The 25,522-nt window shown below is 39.3% G+C and carries 24 protein-coding genes; 15 read left to right on the forward strand and 9 right to left on the reverse strand.

What is annotated here, in order from left to right; translation table 11 throughout:
- Positions 1 to 100 precede the first annotated feature (100 nt).
- The 4 genes from TLET_RS03790 to TLET_RS03805 are packed head-to-tail and all read left to right on the forward strand — an operon-like array spanning position 101 to position 8,003.
- Positions 101 to 1,069: a DHH family phosphoesterase gene (locus tag TLET_RS03790; RefSeq protein WP_012002789.1), complete on the forward strand. Its 969-nt coding sequence runs from the start codon at positions 101 to 103 to the stop codon at positions 1,067 to 1,069.
- Positions 1,066 to 5,139, forward strand: coding sequence for a diguanylate cyclase (locus TLET_RS03795; protein WP_012002790.1), 4,074 nt, complete (start codon positions 1,066 to 1,068; stop codon positions 5,137 to 5,139). Before TLET_RS03790 ends, TLET_RS03795 begins: the two co-directional genes overlap by 4 nt.
- Positions 5,120 to 7,270 carry a ribonuclease R gene (gene rnr, locus TLET_RS03800; protein WP_012002791.1) on the forward strand — a complete coding sequence of 717 codons (2,151 nt, stop codon included), beginning with the start codon at positions 5,120 to 5,122 and terminating at the stop codon, positions 7,268 to 7,270. Before TLET_RS03795 ends, rnr begins: the two co-directional genes overlap by 20 nt.
- Positions 7,251 to 8,003, forward strand: coding sequence for an alpha/beta hydrolase (locus TLET_RS03805; protein WP_012002792.1), 753 nt, complete (start codon positions 7,251 to 7,253; stop codon positions 8,001 to 8,003). Before rnr ends, TLET_RS03805 begins: the two co-directional genes overlap by 20 nt.
- On the opposite strand, the gene TLET_RS03810 is transcribed toward TLET_RS03805, so the two are convergent.
- From TLET_RS03810 to TLET_RS03835, 6 genes are read right to left on the reverse strand one after another with little or no spacing between them, the layout of a single operon-like run.
- A complete protein-coding gene (locus tag TLET_RS03810; RefSeq protein WP_012002793.1) occupies positions 8,004 to 8,828 on the reverse strand; it encodes a peptidoglycan DD-metalloendopeptidase family protein in 825 nt (274 codons plus the stop codon).
- Between the two features lie 23 nt (positions 8,829 to 8,851).
- Positions 8,852 to 9,841: a protein-glutamate methylesterase/protein-glutamine glutaminase gene (locus tag TLET_RS03815; protein WP_049753394.1), complete on the reverse strand. Its 990-nt coding sequence runs from the start codon at positions 9,839 to 9,841 to the stop codon at positions 8,852 to 8,854.
- A 28-nt stretch (positions 9,842 to 9,869) separates the two neighbouring features.
- Positions 9,870 to 10,313 (reverse strand): diacylglycerol kinase family protein, encoded by a 444-nt coding sequence (locus tag TLET_RS03820; protein WP_228369034.1) that lies wholly within the window; start codon positions 10,311 to 10,313, stop codon positions 9,870 to 9,872.
- Position 10,314: 1 nt separating this feature from the next.
- Positions 10,315 to 10,917 (reverse strand): 2-oxoacid:acceptor oxidoreductase family protein, encoded by a 603-nt coding sequence (locus tag TLET_RS03825; protein ID WP_012002796.1) that lies wholly within the window; start codon positions 10,915 to 10,917, stop codon positions 10,315 to 10,317.
- 11 nt (positions 10,918 to 10,928) lie between these two features.
- Positions 10,929 to 11,744, reverse strand: coding sequence for a 2-oxoacid:ferredoxin oxidoreductase subunit beta (locus TLET_RS03830; protein WP_028843322.1), 816 nt, complete (start codon positions 11,742 to 11,744; stop codon positions 10,929 to 10,931).
- Positions 11,734 to 12,294, reverse strand: a complete 561-nt coding sequence (locus tag TLET_RS03835; protein ID WP_012002798.1) for a deoxycytidylate deaminase — start codon at positions 12,292 to 12,294, stop codon at positions 11,734 to 11,736. Before TLET_RS03835 ends, TLET_RS03830 begins: the two co-directional genes overlap by 11 nt.
- A gap of 267 nt (positions 12,295 to 12,561) precedes the next feature.
- Here TLET_RS03835 and TLET_RS03840 point away from each other — a divergent pair, with 267 nt between their 5' ends.
- From TLET_RS03840 to glpX, 11 genes are read left to right on the forward strand one after another with little or no spacing between them, the layout of a single operon-like run.
- Positions 12,562 to 13,095, forward strand: coding sequence for a cupin domain-containing protein (locus TLET_RS03840; protein ID WP_012002799.1), 534 nt, complete (start codon positions 12,562 to 12,564; stop codon positions 13,093 to 13,095).
- A gap of 13 nt (positions 13,096 to 13,108) precedes the next feature.
- A complete protein-coding gene (gene speD / locus TLET_RS03845) occupies positions 13,109 to 13,525 on the forward strand; it encodes an adenosylmethionine decarboxylase (RefSeq protein WP_012002800.1) in 417 nt (138 codons plus the stop codon).
- 4 nt (positions 13,526 to 13,529) lie between these two features.
- A complete protein-coding gene (speE, locus tag TLET_RS03850) occupies positions 13,530 to 14,390 on the forward strand; it encodes a polyamine aminopropyltransferase (protein WP_038051305.1) in 861 nt (286 codons plus the stop codon).
- Entirely contained in the window at positions 14,390 to 15,196 is an 807-nt protein-coding gene (locus TLET_RS03855; protein WP_012002802.1) for a 50S ribosomal protein L11 methyltransferase, read from the forward strand. The genes speE and TLET_RS03855 overlap by 1 nt, the downstream gene beginning before the upstream one ends.
- A 47-nt stretch (positions 15,197 to 15,243) precedes the next feature.
- On the forward strand, positions 15,244 to 15,681 hold the full coding sequence (locus tag TLET_RS03860; protein WP_081430100.1) for a DUF501 domain-containing protein: 438 nt from the start codon (positions 15,244 to 15,246) through the stop codon (positions 15,679 to 15,681).
- A 24-nt stretch (positions 15,682 to 15,705) separates the two neighbouring features.
- A complete protein-coding gene (locus tag TLET_RS03865) occupies positions 15,706 to 16,260 on the forward strand; it encodes an RNA polymerase sigma factor (RefSeq protein WP_012002804.1) in 555 nt (184 codons plus the stop codon).
- Complete coding sequence (locus TLET_RS03870) at positions 16,257 to 16,607, forward strand: hypothetical protein (RefSeq protein ID WP_012002805.1); 351 nt, start codon at positions 16,257 to 16,259, stop codon at positions 16,605 to 16,607. Before TLET_RS03865 ends, TLET_RS03870 begins: the two co-directional genes overlap by 4 nt.
- A 27-nt stretch (positions 16,608 to 16,634) precedes the next feature.
- Positions 16,635 to 17,450, forward strand: coding sequence for a hypothetical protein (locus tag TLET_RS03875; protein WP_012002806.1), 816 nt, complete (start codon positions 16,635 to 16,637; stop codon positions 17,448 to 17,450).
- A gap of 11 nt (positions 17,451 to 17,461) precedes the next feature.
- The gene (locus TLET_RS03880) at positions 17,462 to 19,117 is read left to right on the forward strand and encodes a radical SAM protein (RefSeq protein ID WP_407635792.1); all 1,656 of its coding nucleotides are present in this window, start codon (positions 17,462 to 17,464) and stop codon (positions 19,115 to 19,117) included.
- A 16-nt stretch (positions 19,118 to 19,133) separates the two neighbouring features.
- A complete protein-coding gene (gene hisS / locus TLET_RS03885) occupies positions 19,134 to 20,435 on the forward strand; it encodes a histidine--tRNA ligase (protein WP_012002808.1) in 1,302 nt (433 codons plus the stop codon).
- The gene (glpX, locus tag TLET_RS03890; RefSeq protein WP_012002809.1) at positions 20,407 to 21,423 is read left to right on the forward strand and encodes a class II fructose-bisphosphatase; all 1,017 of its coding nucleotides are present in this window, start codon (positions 20,407 to 20,409) and stop codon (positions 21,421 to 21,423) included. Before hisS ends, glpX begins: the two co-directional genes overlap by 29 nt.
- A 1-nt stretch (position 21,424) precedes the next feature.
- Here glpX and glyA read toward each other — a convergent pair whose 3' ends face one another.
- Genes glyA through gltX form a run of 3 tightly spaced genes read right to left on the reverse strand, consistent with a single transcriptional unit; the run spans position 21,425 to position 25,510 of the window.
- On the reverse strand, positions 21,425 to 22,699 hold the full coding sequence (gene glyA, locus TLET_RS03895; RefSeq protein WP_012002810.1) for a serine hydroxymethyltransferase: 1,275 nt from the start codon (positions 22,697 to 22,699) through the stop codon (positions 21,425 to 21,427).
- 2 nt (positions 22,700 to 22,701) lie between these two features.
- Entirely contained in the window at positions 22,702 to 24,093 is a 1,392-nt protein-coding gene (gene cysS, locus TLET_RS03900; RefSeq protein WP_012002811.1) for a cysteine--tRNA ligase, read from the reverse strand.
- A gap of 4 nt (positions 24,094 to 24,097) precedes the next feature.
- Positions 24,098 to 25,510, reverse strand: coding sequence for a glutamate--tRNA ligase (gene gltX / locus TLET_RS03905; protein ID WP_012002812.1), 1,413 nt, complete (start codon positions 25,508 to 25,510; stop codon positions 24,098 to 24,100).
- Between the last annotated feature and the right edge of the window lie 12 nt (positions 25,511 to 25,522).

Raw genomic sequence — 25,522 nt, forward strand, 5'->3', positions numbered from 1 at the left:
TATACTCGAACGAACAGTTATTTCAGAAATCTTCAGTGACGATGTATAATTAATTAAATAAAACTCGAAAGTATTAAAATTGATACTGGAGGAGACGGGAGTGAAATTTTCTTCTATCATTTCTCAAATCAACGAGTCAAAATTTATACTGGTGACAGGTCATATAATGCCTGATGGAGATGACATAAGTAGCGTTACATCACTTGCAGTTGGCCTGGAGAGGTTAGGAAAAACTGTTGTTGGGTCTATTGATTATCCTGTACCATGGTACTACAGAAATTTTTACGGGGTAGAAAAATTGAAAACTTATGAGCAGGCGAAAGACCTTGATCCAGATTTGATAATAGTTGTTGATTGTTCCACCCCAGATAGAGTTGGGAGATTTCAAAATCTCTTGAACGATCGCAAAACTATCGTGATAGATCACCATGCAACAAATACGCTTTTTGGTGGATTGAACTGGGTAGATTCATCTTCTGCCTCGACGGCGCAAATGGTTTATATACTCAACAAAACGCTTGGTGTTCCATACGATGCAGATCTTGCTACGGTAAATTATTTGGGGATTGCAACTGATACTGGCTTTTTCAAATATTCCAATACAGATTCGCACGTTTTCAAAATTGCTGCTGAACTTGTTGAATTTGGTGCCAAACCACATTTTGTTTCATCAACGATACTTGAAAACAAGAGTCCTGAACAAATGAAACTTTATTGCAGAATGGTCGACCATATGATTGTGGATGGTCAGCTGGTTTATTCGTGGTTAAGTTATGATGACTATCGGGCAAATAACTGCTCTGATGATGACAGTACCGGTTTTGTTTCTGAACTCAGATCAATAAAAAACGTAGAAGTGGCTATTTTATTCATAGAGTATCCTGAGGGTCAGGTTCATGTTAGTATGAGATCAAAAAATTGGGTTGATGTGAGCAAAATAGCTTCTAGTCTCGGCGGTGGAGGTCATGCAAGGGCTGCGGGATGCTCTTTCAGAGATGCAAAGTTGCATGAAGTTTTAGATGAAGTCATCGGGTTAGTAAGAGACTTTTTGCAGGGGGGAAATAGGTGAGACTGATCAGGTTTCTCAGAGAAAATTATTCTGGTGACGAGCATTTGATTCTTGATAACGATACCTACAAGCGCGTCAGGGTAATCAAATTAGAGGCAATAGGCAACAAACATCATGAACTGCTGGATATTTTGACATCATTTTCGCGTGTTAAGCATCCAAATGTTCTGGTACCTGAAAGCTATGATTTGAGAGAGATTCCAAGAATATACTTTCCTTATGTAGAAGGGAAGGCAATCGATTTAAGCAGCGAATCTGAGAGACGGAGTTTTGCTCTTTTTTTGATAAATCTTCTTCGAGAACTTCTACATTACAATGTGAAGATACCAGTTCTATCAATTCAGGATTTTCTAAAATCTCAGAATTATTTTATGTTACCGCCATGCTGGGTGAACCAGGATATCTTACCGAAGGCAGAATATACTTTTGTGGCACCTGAATTTGCTGAGAGAGGTAAATTTTCTACGGCTTCAACTGTTTATGTTTTTGGTAAGTTGATAACCTCAATTTGCAATGAGAAAGAGATAGAAGATTTTGTGGCAGATTTTTTGTATGAAGACCCTTTGAAGAGAAAAACACATTTTCCACTTGCGGCACCTTTGCTGAGTGACACGTTTCTTGGTGACAAAATGCTTGGCTTGAAATTTGTGACACTTCGCAGACAAGAAGAAAACACACTGCTCCAGACAATTGAAAATCTTAGATCAAAGAACGGGTTGTATACAATTTTTCTGAGAGGTCCTCAGAGATCTGGAAAGACAACTTTACTGGATTCGATAACAGAAAAATTAAGGTATAAAAATGTTCCCGTGATATGGGCGACGGACCTTCAGAGTTTGATTTCCGGTGTGATTCAGTTAGTTGATGATAAAATACTTGCGCGTTTGGATGAGCAAGACAGGAAAAAAGTTCAATCTCTAATTTTTTCACATGAATTTATGGCCTCAGAGGTCCTCCTGACTCTCGGTAAAATTATGAATAATCTGAGTACTGTATGTATAGCAATCGATGATGTACATGAAGTAGATATTTCGCTCAGAGCAATTGTCGAACAGTTGAGAGGTTATAAATTCAAGGTTACTCATTTCGTATTAATTGCTTCTTCTGAAACCGATCCGTCAGTTGGTTATGATCTGGTTGTGGATATAAAACCGTTTGACCTGCATCGAACTGAAGGTCTTATAAAATCCATGCTAATTGGCTTGGAGATCGATCAACAATTCTGTCAGTGGATCTATACCATATCCCGAGGCTTGCCAGGAAGAATAGTTTCCCTGATGAGAATCCTCCACAGAGCTGGTGCTTTAAAGAATGTTGATGGTAAATTGCAGGTAGCTGAGAGTGTTTTAAAAACGCTGGATTTTAGGGAAATCATAGAATTTTCAACTGAAAATTATATTGATGGAACTGCCAGGTTTTTGGCGATCTGTGGAGAAAAGTTTAAGCCTGGTGAAATTGAGATTCTCTCAAAAGTCGTTTCAATAAAATTAGAGACTATCCAGCAGGATTTATCTTCATTAATAAACGATGGATTTATCTATTGGGAGAGTGGAAAATACAGGTTCATTCTACACGATATATGGTATTCTTTTTATTCTCAGATTCCAGAAGATCTCAGAGGAGAATACCATGAAAAATTCTCACAGTTACTTTCAGAACCAAGCAAAAAGGCGTGGCACTTGAAAATGCTTGGTAAGAATACATCTGCTGTGGTTGTTTACCTGCTTGCAGCCAGAAAAGAGCTTGACACATACAATGACATTTCGGCTGCTTTCGAGCTTTTGGAAGAAGCTGAAAAACTTCTTCAGGGAAGAGAGAGTTATGCATTGAACACTTTGAAATTAAGGGCACTTATGATCAAACAAGATGCCAACGCCCTGGAACGATTTGCACTGACTCTTGAAGGAAAAGATGAATACAATTTTTTGAGGTATCGCGCCCTTGTTGGTTCTTCAAAGGTAAATCTGGCAAAAGATATCGAACAACAGTGTACTGATCCATCCAGAATGCATACTGAATATGCAAAACTTTTTACGATGGTATGTAAGCTAAAACGTATTTTGATATCAGGGGAAAAGGTCTCAGATGAGTTTTTGAAAGAGATAAAGCTTTCAATCATGCATATGCAGGATTTTCGCGCACACAAAAAATTGGTTGCAGAGGCATTGTTGTTAATTTCGCGCTGTGATAGGATTTCTAATTTCAGGTCTTTCGAACTTCTGAATCAAGCACGACAAATTGCACAAACAGAAGGCTTTCTTGATATACTTGCGCTTATACTCAATGAATTTGGAGTCAGACTCGCAGCCAATTCAGAGGCAGTCAGGTATTTTGACGAAGTTGTGGAGATAGCCCATAAAATCAGCTCAGACGGTCTTGCTCTGTTAGGACTCAGTAACTTGATCTGGACAAGTTTATATCGAGGCGAAGCGGGAAGAATGTTCAATGACATATCACGATTGAGGCAAATTGCTTCTATGACAGGAAATCTTCAGTCTGAAGCGTACAGCTATTTTGTTGAGGCAAATTATCATATTTACAACCGTGAACTGGATAAAGCGCTGGAAGATTTAACACGCGAAAAAGCTATTGAAAAATATCTTGGCATTGAAGAAAGAGCTCTACGTGGCATTGTGGCTGCTTATGCTTTGTCAGGAAATGTAGAAGAATCCATCAGGATAATAAGGGAAAATATCGACAATCCAGCTTTGAATAATCAAAGCTTCAAATATTTCAGGGATTTATTTCTTGCGGAAGACGATGAATCTTTTTTGAGAGCATGGCAGAGATTTTTGGGTAAAGATGATCCATACTGGCGAGAAGAAGCCTGTCAGGTGTTTGCTGAAAAACTGGTAAAACTTGATAGAGAGGGTTTTTTAAAGTTTGCAAAGCAACTTGAGATGGGCGCTATCAAAAGTGGTGCATTTCTATCGCTCGCTCAAATCTATGAAGCAATAGCAATTGCTTATCAGACTGTGGGAGAGATCCCGCTTGCAATCAATTATGCTGAAAGGGCTACATCCATATACAGAACGCGAACATTTGAAAATGCTGCCCGATGGCTTGAAGAAAATGTAAAGCTTCCACGGAAGCCAAGAGATCTTTTCCAAATTTTACAGGATTTGAGATCATCTCTTGGAGATTCCGCCAGAAAACTTTTGGATTTGGTTTATTCTCAAATTGAGCAAATCACGCGATTGTCAAACCTTGCTCAATATGCACTGGACACACTCAAAGTGACTAACTCACAAGATGAGATACGCACTACTATGGAATTTATGGTTTCAAGAATCATGAACCTTTTACCCATTTCATCTGCAGGCATAGCTTTGTTCGATCCGCGTGGCAAAGTCGTTGAACAGGTCATGTTCAATTTACTGAATATTACTCGTGAACCAAAAGTGTCATACGAACCTTTTGAAATATGCGTAAATACGGAAATAGCTGATGGTTATACTATGGCTTTGAAGGTTGCCAATGAGTCACTTTATGTTGATGAATCAAACGGATATGAGCTGTTGAAAACTGTCATGAGTTTTCAAGATGTTGTTGTTTATACTCTGAAAAATGTAATAACTTATCAGAGAAGTATTACCGATCCTCTTACTGGTCTGTACACACGCTGGTATTTTGTTACCAGGCTGTATGAGGAATTTGAGCGGGTGAAAAGATATGGAGGGCATTTGTCGATAATAATGTGTGACATAGACGATTTCAAAAAGATAAATGATACATATGGACATAGAATTGGAGATGAAGTTTTGAAATTCATTTCTTCAGTTCTCAGAAGCAGTACGAGAATAACTGATATTGTTGGAAGATATGGAGGAGAGGAATTTATAATGATATTGCCAAACACTCCGAAATTAAGTGCTGCAAAAGTTGCAGAAAAGGTTTTATATCAGATTATTGAAACCAATCCCTTTGATTTCAGGTTGACTATGAGTTTTGGTGTGTCTGGATATCCAGAAGATAACGTTAATCAGCCCGAAGAACTCATCAATTTTGCTGACAAAGCTACTTATATGTCGAAAGAAAGGGGTAAATCCTGTGTCACAGTTTTCCAGTGATTTTAAAGAAAAGATCATATCGGCTCTGTCTGATGGAAAAAAGTTAACACTGAAAGAAATATGCAAAACATTGCAAATAAAAGATCGCGTTAAAAAAAAGGAACTACGTAAAGTAATCAAATTGCTTTTAGGCGAAGGTGAGATTTTCCGCGATAACAGGGGAAGATATACAAAGATAGGTGAAGATTTTGTCCTCGGTACGATAGAGTTTACTCGAAGAGGGAACATGGCTTTTGTAAGTTCTGAAAATGGAAAAGAAGTAGCTATTTTTGTTGAGAATTCGGCAGGCGCTATTCATGGTGATAAAGTGTTGGTAGAAATCACTGGAAAATGGAGGCATTTGCCACTTGGCAGAATAGTTAAGATTGTTGAAAGAACGAGAGATAAGATAGTGGGTGTCTTCCAGTTAAAAAGATCTTTCGGCTTTGTTATCCCTGACGATTCAAAAATTATATATGATTTCTACGTACCAATAGAAAAAATTGATGGCGCTAAACCCGGTCAAAAAGTCATAGCTAAGATAACCAGATGGCCGAGTAGAGGAAGAAATCCTGAAGCTGAAATAGTTAGTGTCCTGGGAGATATCAAAGATCCAAAAACAGATATTCCAAGTATTATGGCAAAATATGGACTCGATGAAAATTTCCCAGAAGATGTAATGAAGGAAATCAAACGATTGCCAGAAACTGTCAATGAAGATGAAATGAAAGATCGAAAGGATTTCAGAAACACGTTGGTCTTCACAATAGATGGAGAAAATGCGAAAGATTTTGACGATGCCGTTTCTATAAAAAAAATTTCGAAAGATAAATTCCTGCTATCAGTCCATATAGCTGACGTTTCTCATTATGTACAGGAAGGTTCAGCCATTGACAGAGAAGCTTTTCACAGGGGAACAAGCGTTTATTTGCTTGATAAGGTTGTTCCGATGTTGCCATTCAAGCTGTCGAATAATCTTTGCAGTTTAGTTGAAGGTAAAGACAGATTGACATTCACAGTGCAGATGGTTATTGATCGAGAAGGAAATACTGTTGATTATGAAATATCACCAAGTGTTATTAGAAGTAAGAAACGTTTGACATACACTCTTGTCAATCAGTATTTCAGTGGTGATGAATCGGCCAAAAAAAAGCTCGGAAAAAGGATATGCAGTTCATTGAATCGAATGCTTGAATTGTCTGAGATTCTCAGAGAATACAGGCGGCGCAGGGGAGCCATCCTCGATATAGAGGGCGGAGAAGTGGATATTATAATTGACGAAAAGGGCAGGACAGTCGATATCCTACCACGTAGGAGAGGTCCCGCTGAGGTACTTATTGAGGAATTCATGATAAAGGCAAATGAAACAGTAGCTGAAGTTTTCCACAACGCGGGCTTGCCATTTGTTTACAGGGTACATGAGGAGCCAGATCCCGAGTTTTTAATTCAGCTTAAGGAATATGTCGAAGCTCTGGGATTGAAAGTAAAGTTTCCAAAGCAGATCCATCCTGGTGTGTTGCAACAGTTACTCGAAGCAGTGAAAGATCATCCGCTAAGATCGAGCGTGGAAAAACTGCTGGTTCGCTCCATGAAACGTGCCATTTATTCAGCTCTTAATGTGGGGCATTTTGGTCTTGCATCCTTTGCTTATACGCATTTTACTTCTCCGATAAGGCGTTATCCAGATTTGGTTGTTCATAGGCTTTTGAAACTTTATCTAAGTCAGGGCGGAAGGTTCACGCCAAAGCAGATAGAATTCTACTCACAGCATCTTCCCAGAATTGCTGAACATTGCAGTAAACGCGAAAGGTTAGCTGATGAAGCGGAATGGGATCTACTTGCCATGAAAAAGGTCGAGTATATAAGCCGCTATATGGGGAAGGTTTTCAATGCTGTCATAACGAATGTAACCAGATTCGGTCTCTTTGTAGAAATCCCGGAAAAACTCATTTCGGGTTTGATCCATATCTCCACACTAAATGACTATTTCATTTATGACGAAAAGAAGAACATTTTGATAGGCGAGAGAAGTGGGAAAGTTTTCAAAATAGGAGATTTGATAAAAGCAAAAGTTGTAAATGCCAATAAGATTTCCGGTGAGATAGATTTTGAATTAGTGGAGGAAAAAGAAAATGCGGTTGAAAAAAATTGACGGGAAAAAAGGATATGTAGTTTTAGTTCATGGCTTAGGAGAGCACTGTGGAAGATATACATGGCTGATTGATCTGCTGAGATCTGAGGATTACGGGTTGATTATGTTCGATCTGCCTGGACATGGGGAAAATTCAGGCAAAAAAGGCCATGCAACTTTCAGAGAGATTTTTGAGATCCTCGATGGAATATTTCACTCTGAGCCCGATTCATTTCTAATGGGTCACAGCCTGGGTGGTTTGATTGCGATCAGGTATGCCGAATTGAGAAATAATGTGCGTGGATTGATAGTTACCTCTCCGGCTTTGAAAATTTCTAATGATAACTTTTTCCTGAGATTATTAGCTACACTTGTTTCTGTAATTTCTCCAAAAACAACTTTCAACAATGGCATAGACCCATATAATCTTTCTCCAAACATTGAAGCAGTCAAAAGATATATCAATGATCCTTTGGTGCATGAGAAGATATCGGCAAAGTTAGCATTTGATATGCTTGTTAACAGCAAACGCGCTTTGAGAGAGGCTTTTAAGATAAAAATTCCATGCTTCATAGGAGTGGGGGAAAAAGATAAAATCACCCTTCCAGAGGGCGCTTATCTATTTTTTAACAGAGTGAGCAGCGAAGACAAAACACTGAAAACCTACCATGGGGGATACCACGAATTGTTTGAAGATCCTGCAAATATGAGCCTGTTTTTGTCTGATTTTGTTGATTGGCTGAGAAGGCATTGATTATTCTCCACCAGCTCCAATTTCCTCTACACCTTCTTTCAAGACATAAACTTTACTTGTGGATGGCAAAATAGCAAGTGGATTTATCGTGTTGTTATTAGCAAGGACTTCAAAATGCAGATGAGGTCCTGTGCTTACTCCGGTACTACCTACTCTTCCAATAATGGAACCTCTTTCTATTGATTGGCCCTTATAAACGCATATTTTCGAAAGGTGGCCATACCTCACAACATCTTTTCCAGTTTTTATCTCTACCATAAGGCCATATCCCGATCGTTCACCGGCAAAGGAAACAACTCCGTTTGTAGAAGAAAAAACGGGAGTTCCTTCTGGAGCAGCAATATCTATACCTGTGTGAAATGACATTTGCTTTGTAATTGGATGCACGCGCCATCCATAGGGTGAGGAAAGTATTCCATAAACAGGCCATATATAACCTTTCTCTGTGTTGAAAGCCTTTCCAATACAACTTCGTGGAACAAACAACTCCTGACCCGGTTTGATAAAATCGGATGAAAGATCATTAGCGATCCTAATATCATTGACTGTGGTGAAGAACATCCGAGCAATTGTATAAAGATTGTCTCCCTGTTTTACAGTATAAAGAAAACCCTCAGGTTGTGGAAGTGTTATTTGCTGGCCAACTCGAAGTTTCAAAGGATCGAGTAAAGTATTCCAATCAAGTATCGTTGAAATGGAAATCTTAAATTTTTTTGATATTTCATAAAGCGTGTCTCCCGGCTGGATTACATAACTAACTTTTAAATACCCTCCACAGATCAGGACTGCAACTAAAAGTAAGATCAGAACAAAATGTTTTTTCACAACTCATCTCCCCTCCGGCAGATTCAAATAATCTCTACCAACTTGTTTGCTATCTCATGAACAGGTAAAACGAAATCAGCATACCCCTCATCTACAACAGACCTCGGCATGCCATAGACAACGCACGTAGATTCGTCTTCAACTATAACAGTTCCTGAGTAGTATTTTACTTTAAATGCGCCCTTTGTGCCATCTTTTCCCATCCCAGTAAGTATAACAGCCACTGTGTTTGATTGGTATATTTCTGCGACTTTACTTAGAGTGAAATCGACAGCAGGTCTTACATTGTTTATCTTCTCTGATTTGTCCAGAAATATTTTTACTGAATTTCCATCGGCTTTCACACCCATATGAAAATCTCCAGGAGCAACATAGACGACTCCTTTTTTCACCACCTCAGATTCCTCTGCTTCTTTAACAGATAATTTAGAAAGCGAGTTCAGTCGCATAGCAAGAGATTTTGTAAACATTGGTGGCATATGTTGCACGAGAAATATCGGAGCTGGGAAGTTTTCTGGCAATGCCGGGATTATGTAGTCCAGTGATCTTGGGCCACCGGTGGATGCGCCTATAACAACGGCTCTTTCATAGAGAGAGATTTTGCTGGATGTCTTTATTCTCGAAACATAAGGTTTTACAGTCAATTTTTCAGGATCAACTGACATTGCTGATCGAATTTTCTGTATGAGAGTACCTGAAACCTCGCGAAAACTTAGAGAAGTTGAGCCTGATGGCTTGGTTAGAAAATCAACAGCGCCAATTGAAAGCGCTGTGATTGTTATATCTGCTCCTTCTTCAGTTAAGCTGCTGACCATAATAACACGTGTTGGGAATTTCCCCATTATATTTTTGAGAGTTTCTATGCCATTCATTTTTGGCATCTCGACATCCAAGGTTACAACATCAGGTCGTTTTTCTCTGATTATTTCAAGTGCTTCAATGCCATCTTTTGCCACACCCACAACTTGCATATCATGTTGAGAATCGATTATATCCTTTAAAACCATTCTCATGAAAGCTGAGTCATCAACCACCACAACTTTAATTTTTCCGCTTGGCACGCTTTCTCAACCCTCCCAAAATGGAAATTAATGGTAGTCCAACAACGAAAAGTACTGCAAAAAGCCTGCCAATGTCGTTTCTCCAGTTGAAAATAGCCCTTCCCAGAATAATCAGTCCAACAGTAACGGCAAACAAAGAATACCAGAGAACCATTCCAGCTGAGACATCTTTAACAAATTTGATACGCACATCATGATTTTCACTGTAAAGATCCATGAGAACTTCAACAAGTGTGTTGAGCAGTTCCATTCCAATAACCGAGAAAACAGCAAAAATAAGCCATAAAATTTCTTCGTTTGATAGGTCTAAAAAATACGAGATAATAAGAACTATAGTACCGATCAAAAAGTGTAATCTCAAATTTCTTTCTTGCTTGAAAGCTTCTACCAATCCTTCTGTTGCATTTATAAATGATTTTATCAAATTATTCAAATCCGATTGTCCTGATTTTGCGTTCACTTCTGATTTTGAATTCTTTACTGATGATCTCATATCCATATTTGATCGCCTCTATGTTCATTGATACATATCTCTCTGAAATCATATCCTGGATAGCTTTTATCAATGATTCCAACCCCACTATTTTAGTGGCTTTTATCAGAGCACCAAGGCCAATCATATTACTGACAACCGTTGCATTGAACTTCTCTACAGCCAATTTTTCCAGTGGAATCATCAGTATTTTCTTGGTAAGTCTCTGGACTGTAAATGGAACAGAATCAACAAATGTTGAGTCGATAAGGATTATACCATTTGCCCTGATTAATTTTTGATAAGCCCTCAATGCATCGATATGCATTATATACATGATGTCAAATTGAGAAGCTTCGGGAAAATCTATCCATTCGTCGCATATAATTACATCACAGTGGCTGATGCCTCCACGGACCTGAGCACCATACGATTGCGTTTGAACAACATACTTCTTTTCCAGCATGGCTGCCTGTGCCAGAACCTTTCCTGTTAATATGTTTCCCTGTCCTCCAGATCCTGCAACTCTTATAGCAAGCGGGTCATTGAGTTGCAATGTTTCACCTCCTAACTAATGAATTTTGCAGCAATTTTTTTGTACAAATCGTGAAATGTTGGCTTATCTTCTTCATGAAATTCACCTATCACTATTTTGTTTTCAAGTTCCTCTGGTGACATGTTTTTTGATTTATCCAGCATTACACTGTTGTTTTTAAAATACTCGAGCATTTTAGCAGCATTGGGGATTTTGTTGTATCTTCCATAATAAGTGTGGCAATTTGTGACGGCTTCAACAACAGATGTTCCTCTGTGTTTTAGAGCTTTCATTATGTATCTAACCAGCAATGGATAGTGATAAACTGTTGCTCTGGCCACATAAGTGGCTCCAGCTGCAGTAGCAACTTTCACAACATCAAGTGGTTTTTCAATATTTCCAAATGGAGCTGTTGAAGCCACTTTTTCTAATGGAGTAGTTGGTGAGTTCTGACCTCCTGTCATTCCATAGATCATGTTGTTAAATACGACAATGGTCAGATCTATATTTCTCCTGCAAGCGTGTAAAAAATGGTTTCCTCCTATTGCTAAAATATCCCCATCTCCGCCGAGTACTGCGACTTTGAAATCTGGTTTGGCAAGCTTTACACCTGTTGCGAAGGCAATAGCCCTTCCGTGGAGGGTGTGCAGAGTGTTGAAATCTATATAACCTGTTGCCCTTGAAGAGCATCCTATTCCTGAAACAACCGCCATCCTGTCTCTTCTTATTTTGAGTTCATCGACAGCTTCCAGAAAAGCTTTCAGGATTATACCGTTTCCACATCCGGGACACCATATGGTTGGCCATCGTCCTTCCCGAAGGTAAGGGATAAGCCTCTCAACTTTCAAAAAATTCACCTCCATCTCCATTTATATGAATTTTTTCAGCCGAAACACCGCACATTGCAAAGAAGTAATCTGTCAGCTGATCCGGGTATTCCTGTACGTATACAACACGGGTTATGCCAGCGTTGACCAGTAATCTTGCACATACTGAACATGGTTTCGTCGTAACATACATAGTGGCCCCATTTGTAGAGATTCCAAATTTTGCTGCCTGCATCAGGGCATTTTGCTCTGCGTGCAGCGCATAACAAATTTCCTGATTCTGTCCAGATGGTATCCTTAAATGGTCTCTGATGCACCCGGTTGAATCACAATGGGGAAATGCAGAAGGGGGCTGGTTGTAACCAGTTGCAAGTATTCGATTTTCCCTGACTATGACTGCGCCAACTTTACGGTGTGTACACGTTGATCTTTCTTTTACTATATAGCATATTCTCATAAAATACTCATCCCATGGGATTCTGGAATCCTTCGTCTTTTTTGATTTAATTTTACTAAGATACATGGCCAGCTCATCTTCGTTGATTTTCATGGCAGTAATAATATACAACATCTCTGCAAAAAAACAAAACGGATGTTTTTTACCTCGACAGGATTAATTTGTTGAGGATAATTGACAACATTTGTCTATAAATGAATACACGGCTTTGTTCTGCTGGTAGTACGGCTTTTCGGGATTTTTGTAAAAAAGTCTTAACGATTTCTTATAACCTTTGGGATGGATATGTGCTTATAATGACTACGTAAATTTACGAATCGTGATCAATATACTGGACAATATTTCGAGAAATGGCTTTTACAAAGAAAAAGAGGTGTTTTGATGAATATTGGAGGAAAGATAAAGCGTTTGAGATTGTCCCGCGGCTTGACTCAGGAAGAATTGGCTATGCGAACGGATCTTTCCAGAAGTTTTATCTCTCAACTTGAGAGCAATAAAACATCTCTTGCTGTAGACACGCTTGAAAAAATATTGCGTGCTCTCGGGACTGATTTGAAAGCATTTTTCTCTGAAGAGGAAGAAGCAAAGATCGTTTTCAAAAAAGAGGATAGAATTCCTGTTTATGATGAACCGGAAGGTATTACATCGTATTTGCTTATGAGCGATGTGGAAACTAAGAAAGTGGATCCCACTCTTGTTACATTAGCTCCAGGAGCTCAAACAGAGGAAGAGGGTTATCATGAAGGAGATGAATTTGGCTATGTATTGCAAGGTAGAGTTGATTTGTGGCTCGATGGTGTTAGATACAGGCTGGCTCAGGGAGACTGTTTTTACTATCGAGCAGATAAAAAACATTTTTTGAAAAATCCGAGCAAAAAGAAAGATGCCGTAGTCTTGTGGATAGAAATTGACTGATGGGGAGGGATTAATGGTGAAAAAAAGCCTGGGAAGACACCTGATTGCGGAATTCTATGATTGTGATCAAAGAACACTGGATGATGTTCAGTTTGTGGAACAAAAAATGAGGGATGCGGCTATAGTAGCAGGAGCCACAATTATAGGTAGTTCTTTTCATAGGTTCCTCCCCTACGGGGTGAGTGGAGTTGTTGTCATATCGGAATCGCATCTCACTATTCATACCTGGCCCGAGTATGGTTATGCCGCCATTGATTTGTTCACATGTGGAGAAGATACTAACCCCTGGAGAGCTTTTGATTATCTGAAAGAGGCTTTTGGGGCAAGAAGAACTCAGGTTGTTGAGCACACTCGCGGTGATTATAACGCCATAGGTATACCTATAGATTCCCCCCACAAAGCAATTAAAGGAGGTGTTTGCAGTGCCTGAAAAAATGATACCAGGAAAACATCTGTGGTTTTTTGATTATTTTCCCGGTGGCGATGTAGGGCTTTTCATGAGGATATCCAATATGGTGCACTCTCAGCAAACCCGGTATCAGAGAATAGACATTTTTGACAACCCAACACTTGGTAGAGTATTCGCACTCGATGGTATTACAATGACTACGGATGCAGATGAGTTTATGTATCATGAAATGCTTGCTCATGTTCCAATGTTTTCTCACCCAAATCCAGTTTCTGTTCTTATTGTTGGTGGTGGCGATGGTGGAACATTAAGAGAAGTTTTGAGACATCCAGGAGTTAAGAGAGCCGTTTTATGTGAAATAGATGAACAGGTTGTTGAAGCAGCAAGGCAATATTTGAAAACAAGCGAATCATTCGATGACAAAAGGGCAGAGTTCGCTTATGAGAATGGCGCGGATTATGTAAAACGTTTTAAAAATGAGTTTGATGTTATAATTATTGACTCGACTGATCCCACTGCGGGCGAAGGCGGCCATCTTTTCACGCAAGAATTTTACAAATCGTGTTTTGATGCATTGAGAGAAGATGGAATTTTAACTGTGCAGGCCGAGAATGCTTTATATGATTTCGGATGGACAAAGATAACTCACAGGAGAATATCTTCCGTTTTTCCGATAGTCAAAGCTTATCAGGGATTTGTACCTACATATCCATCTGGATACTGGCTGTATATTTTCGCATCAAAGAACATTGATCCGGTTGAAAATTTCAGGTACGATGATGCGAAAAATATGTCCCAGAAATTGAAATATTATAATGAAGAACTTCATAAAGCTTGCTTTGTGTTGCCAAATTTTATAAAAAATGAACTTAAGGGAAAGATGTGATGGAAAAAATATTTGAATGGTATCTCGAGGTAAAAGATACTGATTTAGCAGAAGAAATGCTGATTTCCGAGGATTTTTTCAATTATGCTGTTGAAAATGAAGCTGATGAAAAGAGAATAATCCTTTACACAGATAACGAAGAGTTTGTCGATAAAGTTGTGACTCGCTTACAGGCGAAGATATTCAAAAAGAATATTACTTACAGTAAAGACTGGTTTAGATATCTGGCTATGAAACCCTTTAGAATTCTAAATAAAGTGTGGATAGATCCAACAGGAAAATTCCAGGTAGATGATGGTATAGTGATTAAGATGAGACCATCTGCAGCTTTTGGAACGGGGGATCATCCAACTACAATGCTTTGTGCCGAATTTCTGGAACGTTATTTGAAAAATTCATGCTCTGTACTTGATGTTGGCTGTGGTACTGCAGTCCTGTCGATAATTGCAAAAAGACTTGGAGCGAGAAAAGTGACAGCTCTGGATAACGATCCTGTTGCTGTGGAAGTAGCGCGGGGTTTTGTTCGTGAAAATAATGTTGAAGTTGATGTTATTGTTTCCGATTTGCTCAACGGGGTGAACGGGGAGTATGATATAGTAGTTGCAAACATAGTAACCCCGGTCATAATTGAATTATTAAATCAAATTCATAAAGTTTCCAAGAAAGGCGAAACGGTTTTGATAATTTCTGGTATACCTGTAAAAGATGAACAGAGGATAGTTGGAGAGATTCAAAACAAAGAATTTGTGATTCTTATGGATGGTGAGAAAGCCGGTTGGAAGGTATTTGCCGTGAAGATTTGTTAGTTATTGAAAAGCAAATTGGGCGTTTTCCTCGTAATGTGAGAAGAGTTATGAAAAGGTGTACTTATGGTTTCCCTGTTGTCATCGAGACATTTCCAGTTGTGGAGGGGAAACCTTTTCCAACTCTTTACTGGCTTACATGTCCTTTTTTGGTTAGGGAAATTTCTCGTTTGGAAGAAAAGGGATGGATTAGGGAATTTGAAAAGTTAATAATGACAGATTTGATATTCCGTGAGCGGTATATACAGTCTCATAGTGAGATCAAGAAAAGGCGTATGAATTTTACAAAAGATGAATTTGTGAAGACGAAGCTGAGTGAGGTTGGTACAGGAGGTATAAGAGATCTGACGAAAGTAAAATGCCTGCATTTACATGTTGCTGATTACCTTGCTGGTGTCAAGAATCCTGTGGGTGAACGTGTTTTAAAGATGATAAAGAATTACACTTGCAATCTTCAATATTGCGCACATGAACTTTTTGAAAGTTGATCGTGTCAAATTAGGAGGAGCAGGATGCGAGATGAAGAATTCCTCAGAGGACTCAAGCGCGGAGAGAATTGGGCATACAGAATACTTTACAACGAATATGCAGGAAGGATTGGCAGTGTTGCAAGAACTTACCTTGGAGCAGATGATGTTGACGATGTCGTGCAAGAGGTGATTCTGAGGATTTTTAAAGGAATAAAAAGATTCAAAGGAGATTCGAAGTTATCAACATGGATTTACAAGATTTCAGTAAATGTTTGCAAAGATTACCTTGCACGTTACAAGAGAAGGAATGAAATACTCACCGATTTTGCAGAAGACGAAGAAGGTTCACTACCACATCCTGTTTCTGAATCAAATACTTTCCTTGAGACCGCAGGAGAAATCGAGTATGAGAGAATTATGGAGTTAATAGAGAAGCTTTCGCCTGAGGATAGATTGCTTATCAAACTTAGAGATATAGACGGTTTGAGTTATGAGGAAATTAGTCAAGTAATTGATAAACCTGTAGGAAGTGTTAAAAGCAGCTTGCACTATGCTCGTAAGAGGTTGAGGAAGTTGCTTGAGGGGGCGAATGAATGAATGAAGAGATTTTTCAAAAATTTCTTGATGGAGAATTAAATGAAGAAGAACTTGACGAGGAAACCCGCCAGAGTCTTGGAATTTATGTTAAAACTATCCATTTGATGAAAGTCAGGTTTGAGTACAAACCGGGTAAAAATCTCGAGGACAGGGTTTTTTCAAAATTGCACAGGAAAAGAAGGATTTTTTCTCAGCTTGCCATAGCAATTTCTGCAGCGGTGGTACTTCTCTTTGTAATGACAAATGTGATATTTGAAAAAAAGCCATCTTTGCCGTCAGAACAGGTTACAGTAAGTGAAGTTTTCGATTACTTGAGTTTGGTAAAATTGGTGGGAGATGGATTTTGAGTATCTCTCAGGAGCGGTGAATAACGAATGAGAAAAGTTTTGATATTTGCCTATGCTATAATTGTCGTCGCCTTTGCACTTGGACAGTCTTTTGTAGAACTTTTTTTAAACAGCTCTTATTTTGGTCGGAGAATTGTTACAGAATACGGTGCAAGTAACAAAAGCCGAATTGAGATTGTCTACAGATGGCCCGAGGATAAAATCGTTCAGGTGCTGTCCCCTCTGGTTTTAATATGGGCGAAACATTCTGGATCTTTTATCATGGGGCATGCTAATAATTTTCGCATGTCTCCTTTGGAAATTCTGGATCTTGAAGATCTGTTCATCAAGCAGTTAAAGCAGATTGGAATTTCAAAAGTGGAGAAATTAGAAAATAAATACAGAATATCTATAGATTCTCCTTCCGGTCTTTTCACAGCTACGATAAATGACAAAGGTTATCCTGAAAAGATAACGCGTATTTTTCAGGGTATAACGACAGAATTGGTTTACGAAGACATCCAGCCGCTTGATCAAAGTTTCGATGAGATTGCCAGAAAGTACAATATAAAACTTACAGATAATTCAATAACTTTGCCCAATGAGATTAAGGAAATCTTGAAGACAGTTTCCTGGTACACTGTTTCAAGGTTGAAAATAGGTAGTGAGCAGGTTGTTCTAATAATGGCAAATCATAAATCTGGCTCTATTTTCAAAATGGTTTATTCTTCTCGAGAAGTAAACATAAACATCGAACAAAACGAAAAAATGATTCAATGCAAAGGCGATGGGTATTACATATACGTTATAACCCAGGATGAAGAAGTATTTGATCAAATACAGCAAATTATTTCTTCTGAGTAATCTAATCAAAGGTGATTTCTTTGTCTAAGAAGGCACTCCTGATAGATGGTTATGTCGATGAGCCAGCTGCTTTTGGAGTACCACCTTACATAAGCCATTATGTTCGCTATGCCGCCGGTATTTTGACGATAAAAGGTTATGATGTCACTTACCTGACTATAGATCAAATCCGCGCTAAAAATTTGTGGAATTTTTCGTCTTCATTTGATCTTGTTTTATTAGTAGGCGGCGTAGCAGTACCTGGAAAATATGTTGGTGGGAATCCTGTCAATTTCAAAGAAATGCAAAGAATATTTTCAAATTGCAGAGGCATTCGATTGATTGCAGGGCCATTTTCGCTGTTTTATGCGAAAAGGGGAGGATCAAGGGCATACCAGTCCCCTATTCATGCAGATTATTTACTTGGCCCTGATCTGGCAATCGATCTTTACAATTATCTTTTTGAAACCAATATACCTCGAAATGACTGGAGGATTATTCAGACCGCAGCCGTCTGGGGAGCCTCTATTATCAAACAGCATCCGAGATATCCTCATATCATTTGCGAAGTCGAATTGTCGCGTGGATGCGAAAGAAGAACTCATTGCAGCTTCTGCATAGAACCTATTTTTTATCCTGGATTTACTTCAAGGCCCGTTCAGCATGTTTTAGAAGAAATCACAGAACTTTACAAAAATGGGTGTGTTGCTTTCAGATTTGGCAGGACTGCTAATATCCTGGCTTACTATTTTGAAAAAGATGGTAAGCCTTGCAAAGAAGCGTTTAAAGAATTGTATGAAGGTATTTGGAAGAGTTGTCCTGAAATAAAAGTTCTTCACCACGATAATGCAAACCCTGCATTCATAACACATTTTGAAAGAGAATGCACAGAAATTCTTGAAACAATTGCTAAGTGGAATACATCGGGAGATGTGTTGTCTTTCGGGGTAGAAAGTTTTGATGTAAAGGTACTTAAAATGAACAATATCATGAACGATCCTGAAAATATTGTTCGTGCTATAGAGATTGTGAATGAGATCGGAAAATTCAGGGCAGATGGTATTCCAAAGCTTTTGCCGGGTATAAATTTGCTTCATGGACTTATGGGTGAAACGGACCAAACTTTTGAAGAAAACCTAAAATGGTTGAAAACGATCTTGGAGAAAGGTCTGTTACTAAGGAGAATAAATATACGTCAGGTCATAATTGAACCAAAAACAGCTCTCTGGAGATATTCAAAGGTGGGGAAACTAAAATTTAATCGAAATCTTTTCAAGATATACAAAGAAAAAATCAGGCAGGAAATAGATTTGCCAATGATAAAAAAAGTATTTCCTTTAGGTTCGGTAATAAGGTCTGTATACCCTGAGTACACTGAAGGTTCCATTACTTTTGCAAGGCAACTCGGGAGCTATCCTGTTTTGATAGGTGTAGGAGGAAAAATTTTTGATTGTTCAGATGTAGTGGTTGTAGACCATGGGCCCCGTTCGCTCACAGCGGTGAAGTACCCTTTAAATATTAATAAGGCTTCTTATGAAGAACTGGTATTGATTCCCACAATAGGTCAAAAACGTGCAAGCAAAATAATACTTAACAGACCGTTTTCTTCCTTTGAGCAGTTGAAAGAAGTTCTCAATGATGAAAATTGCCTGCAAGTACTTCAACAGGTGAATGCTGTGGTATTATGAATCTGGGAGGGTTTGAGTGAGATACGAGCGTGTTAAAGGAACAGTGGATATCTTTGGACAGGATATACCTTACTGGTATTTTGTTGAGCAAAGAGCAATTCAAGTTGCTCTGCTTTTCGGTTATAAAGAAATACGTACTCCAGTGTTTGAGCAAACGGAGCTTTTTGCCAGAAGTGTTGGCCAGGAAACAGATATAGTCCAGAAAGAAATGTATACCTTTACTGATAAAGGTGGAAGAAGTATAACTCTCAGGCCTGAAGGTACTGCTCCAACAATAAGGGCATTTCTCGAAAATTCCATGATTAACCTTGGATTACCTCAGCGGTTTTACTATCTTGGTCCGATGTTTCGATATGAGAGACCCCAGGCTGGTAGGCTGAGGCAGTTCCATCAGTTTGGCATTGAATTGATAGGATCAGCTGATCCTGCAGCAGATGTGGAAACTATTCAGCTTGCTAAAATGTTTCTGGATTCACTCGAACTGAAAAAATACAAAATATACATAAATTCCATAGGATGCCAGGAGTGCAGAAGAGCTTATAAAGAAGCTCTCAGAAGTTACTACGAACATCACTATGACCACATATGCGATGATTGCAAAAGGCGGTTTGAGACAAATATAATGAGGCTTCTTGACTGCAAAGTAGACATTAATGTAGCAAAACAGGCCCCAAAAATTTCAGATTACCTGTGTGATCATTGTAGAGATCATTACGAGAGCATCAAACAAATGCTCACAGATCTTCGTGTTTATTTCCATGAAGATAGCAGTTTAGTGAGAGGACTGGATTATTACACACGTACAGTTTTTGAAATAAAACACGAATCACTTGGGGCTCAGAGTACCATACTGGCTGGCGGAAGATATGATGGATTGTGTAAAGAGCTTGGTGGCCATGATATACCCTCCCTTGGATTTGCATCTGGCATAGAAAGATTAATTTTAGCTGTAAAAGCTGAGGAGATCGAGATTCCAAAGCCTCCATACTGTGATGTTTATATAGCTTCTATTGGTAAGCAAGCACGGGTAAAGGCTTTTCAGATCGCGCAAGGTCTCAGGTTGTGTAAGATACCAGTGATAAGTGATGTTAATTCAAGATCTTTAAAGGCGCAATTAAAGCATGCAGACAAACTTGGGGCTATTTTAGCAATAATAATAGGAGAGAATGAGTTGGCCCAGTCGACCGTTCAGGTGAAAAATTTGCTCACTGAGACTCAGTCTGAAGTTGAGTTTGATTATGTTGTCGATTATGTTTTGGATCTGTTGAAAGTTGAAGGGAGGAAAGGCCGTGGATTTCGAGAGGGAAATAACACTTGAATTGGTTAGGGTTACCGAAGCAGCAGCAATAGTTTCGAGTTTGCAGCTTGGGCGTGGAGATGTCATAGCTGTTGATAAAGCGGCTGTAGATGCAATGCGTGGTATGTTCGATTATATAGATGTCAAAGGAACTGTTGTGATAGGGGAAGGGGAGAAAGATAAAGCCCCCATGCTTTATATTGGGGAAAAAGTTGGAAATTGGTCGAAAGATTCGCCTGAACTCGACATAGCTGTCGATCCTGTTGATGGGACAAAGCTTGTCGCATACGGTTTGCCAAATGCCATAAGTGTTGTCGCAGCTTGTGAAAAAGGGCATATACCTTTTATTCCAACGTATTATTCGATGAAATTGGCTGTAGGACCGGAACTTGCTGGAAAACTTGATTTGAATTCGCCGCTCAGAGAAAACCTGAAAGTAGCTGCTGCGGCGCTTGGGATAAGTGTGAATGAGTTAACCGTAGTTGTGCTGAACAGAGAAAGACACAGACGGTTAATAGATGATATAAGAAAATTTGGGGCAAGAATCAAATTGATAAGTGATGGAGATATAGCAGCTGCGATTGCAACAGCTATGCCAGAATCATCTGTAGATATCTATGTTGGTATTGGAGGAACGCCGGAAGGTATCTTAGCAGCAGCCGCTCTGAAAACTCTCGGTGGAGAAATACAGATAAAACCTCATCCTGTAAATGATGAAGAAAAGGAGAAATTGCAACAGACAGGTTTTGATTTAGAAAAAGTGTATTTTACAGATGAGCTTGTAGGTGAAAATACAATATTTGCAGCAACAGGTATAACTAATGGTGAATTTCTCTCTGGCGTCAAATTTCACAGAAGAAAAGCCATAACAGATTCAATTGTTATGAGATCCCGATCAAGAACAATAAGGCATATTGTTGCCTATCATGATCTCGAGCACAAAACTATCCCACTAAAATCAGAAGGCGAGGTACGCCTTCTGAATTATTCCCAAATGCGCTTGACATGAACTAAATAATGATTTTATCTACATAAAGCGGAAACTCCTCGCACAATTTTTTAACGGCCATTTGCACATTCGCTTGAATATGAGGGGGTATATTTCCCTCTTCGTCAAGCACATTTTTCAGGACCTCAAATATAAGCTCTGCTATTTTTTTCATTTCTTTTTCTCTCATACCACGCGTTGTAACAGCCGGAGTGCCGATTCTGATACCGCTGGCTACAAAAGGAGATCGCGTTTCATTTGGAATAGTGTTTTTGTTTACTGTTACGCCACATTTTTCAAGAGCTTTTTCTGCTGCTTTACCCGTCACGTTTAATGGAGTCAGATCCACCAGCATGAGATGAGTATCGGTACCGCCTGAGACTATCCGTAAACCCATGCTGGAAAGTTCATTTGCCAGCGTTTTTGCATTGGCAATTACCTGTTTTTGGTACTCCACAAAACCAGAGCTCATAGCTTCTTTAAAACACACAGCTTTAGCGGCAATAACATGCATCAATGGCCCACCCTGTGTCCCGGGAAAAACGGTCTTGTTAACGGCTTTGTAGATTTCTGCATCATTTGTTAATATCAATCCACCCCGAGGCCCTCTTAAAGTTTTGTGGGTAGTGGAAGTAACTATGTGAGCATATTCAGCGGGGTTGGGATATAATCCTGCAGCAACTAAACCAGCAAAATGTGCCATATCAACCACAAGGTAAGCACCAGCTTCGTCAGCTATTTCGCGAAATTTCTTAAAATCTATAATTCTCGAATAAGCACTTCCTCCTGCTACGATTATCTTTGGCTTATATTGAAGGGCCATACTTCTGACTTCATCATAATTTATCATCTCGGTTTCTGGATTTACCCCATACTGTATTACTTTGAACAGTTTGCCTGAGAAATTAACGCTTGCTCCATGAGTTAAATGACCACCATGAGAAAGGCTCATACCCATTAGAACATCTCCGGGCTCTGCAATTGAAAGGTAGGCAGCCATGTTCGCCTGGGAACCAGAGTGTGGCTGAACATTGGCATATTTGACTTTGAAAAGCTGCTTGGCCCTTTCTCTTGCAAGGTCTTCTATTTTATCTACCCATTCACATCCACCATAATAGCGTTTTGCAGGATACCCTTCAGCATATTTGTTTGTCAGGATGCTTCCCATAGCTTCCATAACAGCAACTGATGCGAAATTTTCTGAAGCAATTAATTCTAATCCATATTCCTGCCTTTTCAGTTCTCCTATGAGTAAATCGTGAACTTCTGAATCGGTTACTTTTAAATGATCCCACATAGTTACACCTCCTTGATAAAAGTATAAGTTGTTCCCTGCGGCATATCTTTCAATTCGATTCCAACTTTCCTGAGCTTTGAGCGTATCATATCTGAAAGTTCATACTGCTTTTTTGCCCTCAACTCTGCCCTCACATCAATTAGAATTTTGACTAATTCTTCAATTGATCTGTTATCGGCCCTTTCGGGAAGATCGAACAAGCCGAGTACGGGACAAAACTCCCTTCTCAAAAGATGATATATTTTCAAAGCATCTCTTTCATTCCCGTCATCCATTGCTCTGTTGAGGCTGTTTACCAGCTCGAAAATAAGTGCCAGGGCTCTTGGTGTGTTAAAGTCATCATCGAGCGAATCAATGAAAATCGATCTTTTTTCATTAATCCAGGAATCTTGTTTTGGGATTGCAAATGAAAATTCAGATTCAAATCTTAAAAATGTTTCATTTATTCGTGTAGCTGCCTTGGCCGCACTCGATAGGGCCTTTTCAGAAAATTCTATAGGACTTCTGTAGTGCTTGGAAAGAAAGAAAATTTTCAGTGCGTCTGCACCATATTTTTTCAAAGCTTCCCTCAGCAAAAAAATGTTTCCAGTAGATTTGCTCATTTTATCGCCGGTGTATTTGATCATTCCGTTATGCAACCAGTATTTGACAAAGGTTTTACCAGTCAGGGCTTCGCTTTGGGCTTTCTCATTTTCATGGTGTGGAAATATAAGATCTTCTCCTCCTGCGTGAATATCAAGGGTTGTACCAAGTAATTTCGTCGACATGACGGAACACTCAATATGCCATCCGGGTCTGCCGTTACCCCAGGGACTTTTCCAGTACGGTTCGCCTGGCTTTGCTGATTTCCACAAAGCAAAGTCGAGTGGGTCACGTTTTTTCTCATTCAGGTCAATTCTCGCCCCGGCTTTCAATTCGTCAATTGATCGATGAGATAATTCTCCGTAACGAGGAAAGCTCCTTACACTGAAATAGACATCTCCGTCAACAACATACGCATGATTCTTTGCTATTAAATTTTGGATGGCGTTGATTATCTCTGGGACAAAATCCGATGTCTTTGGAGAAAAGTTCGGCGCTCTAACGCCCAGGGCCATCGAATCTCGCCAGTACTCAGCTATGAATGTTTCTGAAATGTCTTTGAAGTCTACAGAAAACTCGATTGACTTATTTATTATTTTGTCATCAATGTCGGTGAAGTTTTGAACCATTATAACTCTGTAACCTCTGTATTCTAAATATCTCCTGAGCGCATCAAAAACCACCATCGGCCTTGCATTGCCTATATGGATAAGTCCATATACTGTTGGCCCGCAAACATACATCCTTACAATACCTGGTTCATTTTCTTTGAATTCCTCAATGTGTTTACTTAGAGTATTGTAAAAGCGCATATTCTCACCCCAAAATTGATTTGATTCTTGCTGCCACTTCATTAGGACCTAAGAGAAAAACAATATCCACAAGCTCTGGTCCTTCGTGTTTACCAGTCAGAACATATCTCAACGTGCTGTAAAATTCTTTCGCACTCACCTTTTGTTTTTTTATTGTTGACCTGAATACTTCCACAATAGAATTTTTATCAGAACGGTCAAGGCTTTCAAGTTTGTCGGCACATTCGAGCATGGCACACTTTATTTGATATTCCGTTTCCGTTTTTATCTCTGGCTTCACAAAGAAGAAATCTGCAACATGTTGAAAATCTTCCAGAGTGTGGAGTCTATCCTTAACAGCAATTATTACTCTGCGTAACCAATCCTGATTCCTGGGTATGAAATTCCATTTTTCCAGCAAAGGTTTTAAAAGTTGCTCCAGTTCCTCTTCGTTTGTAGATCTTATGTATTGGCCGTTCATCCAGCTGAGTTTTGCTGGGTCAAAAATGGCCGGATTTTTGCTAAGTCTATCTATGGAGAATCTTTCAATCATTTCCTGCATGGACATTATTTCTTTTGCATCTGGTGAAGACCATCCAAGCAGGGCAAGATAATTAACAACGGCTTGAGGCAGGTATCCTCTTTCTCTGAGTTCTTCGATTGAGGTTGCACCATGCCTCTTACTCAATTTCTTTCCATCCGGCCCGAGAATTGTCGAAACATGTCCAATTTCAGGGGGTCTGGCAGAAAAGGCTTCATATAGCGCGAGTTGTTTCACAGTATTTGGCAAGTGATCGTCCCCACGTATGACATGCGTTATTTGCATGAGCATATCGTCAACAACGCAGGCAAAATTGTAAGTTGGTATCCCATTGCTTCTCAGTATAGCAAAGTCTCCCACAGAACCTTCAGAAAATTGCACGGTGCCTTTTACCAGATCATTGTGAATAAAGGCCTTTCTTGGCATTGAAAAATATATAGCTGGTTTTAATCCTTTCTCTTCATATTCTCTTTTGCGTTCTTTTGTAGCGAATGGTTCGAAGATTGTGCGGTCATAATGGGGGGTCAGCCCTTTCGAAAGCAGTTTTTCTCTTATCTCTTCTATTTCTTCGGGATAGGCAAATACTTCATAGGCTTTGTCAAGGGCAATTAGTTTTTTTGCATATTCTTCGTATATATTCAATCGCTCACTTTGCCTGTATGGGCCGAAAGATCCTCCTATATCTGGTCCTTCATCCCAATTTAGTCCTAACCATTGAAGTGTCTTCATAAGATTTTCTTCGAAAATTCCTTCTGAACGTGCTATGTCTGTATCTTCTATTCTCAGAATGAACTTTCCGCCATGATGTTTTGCAAAAAGATAATTAAAAAGGGCTGTTCTTGCTCCTCCAACATGGAGATAGCCGGTTGGGCTTGGTGCAAATCTTACTCTAACCAATTCCTACACCTC

The sequence above is a fragment of the Pseudothermotoga lettingae TMO genome, assembly GCF_000017865.1.
In the GTDB taxonomy this organism is placed as follows: domain Bacteria; phylum Thermotogota; class Thermotogae; order Thermotogales; family DSM-5069; genus Pseudothermotoga_B; species Pseudothermotoga_B elfii.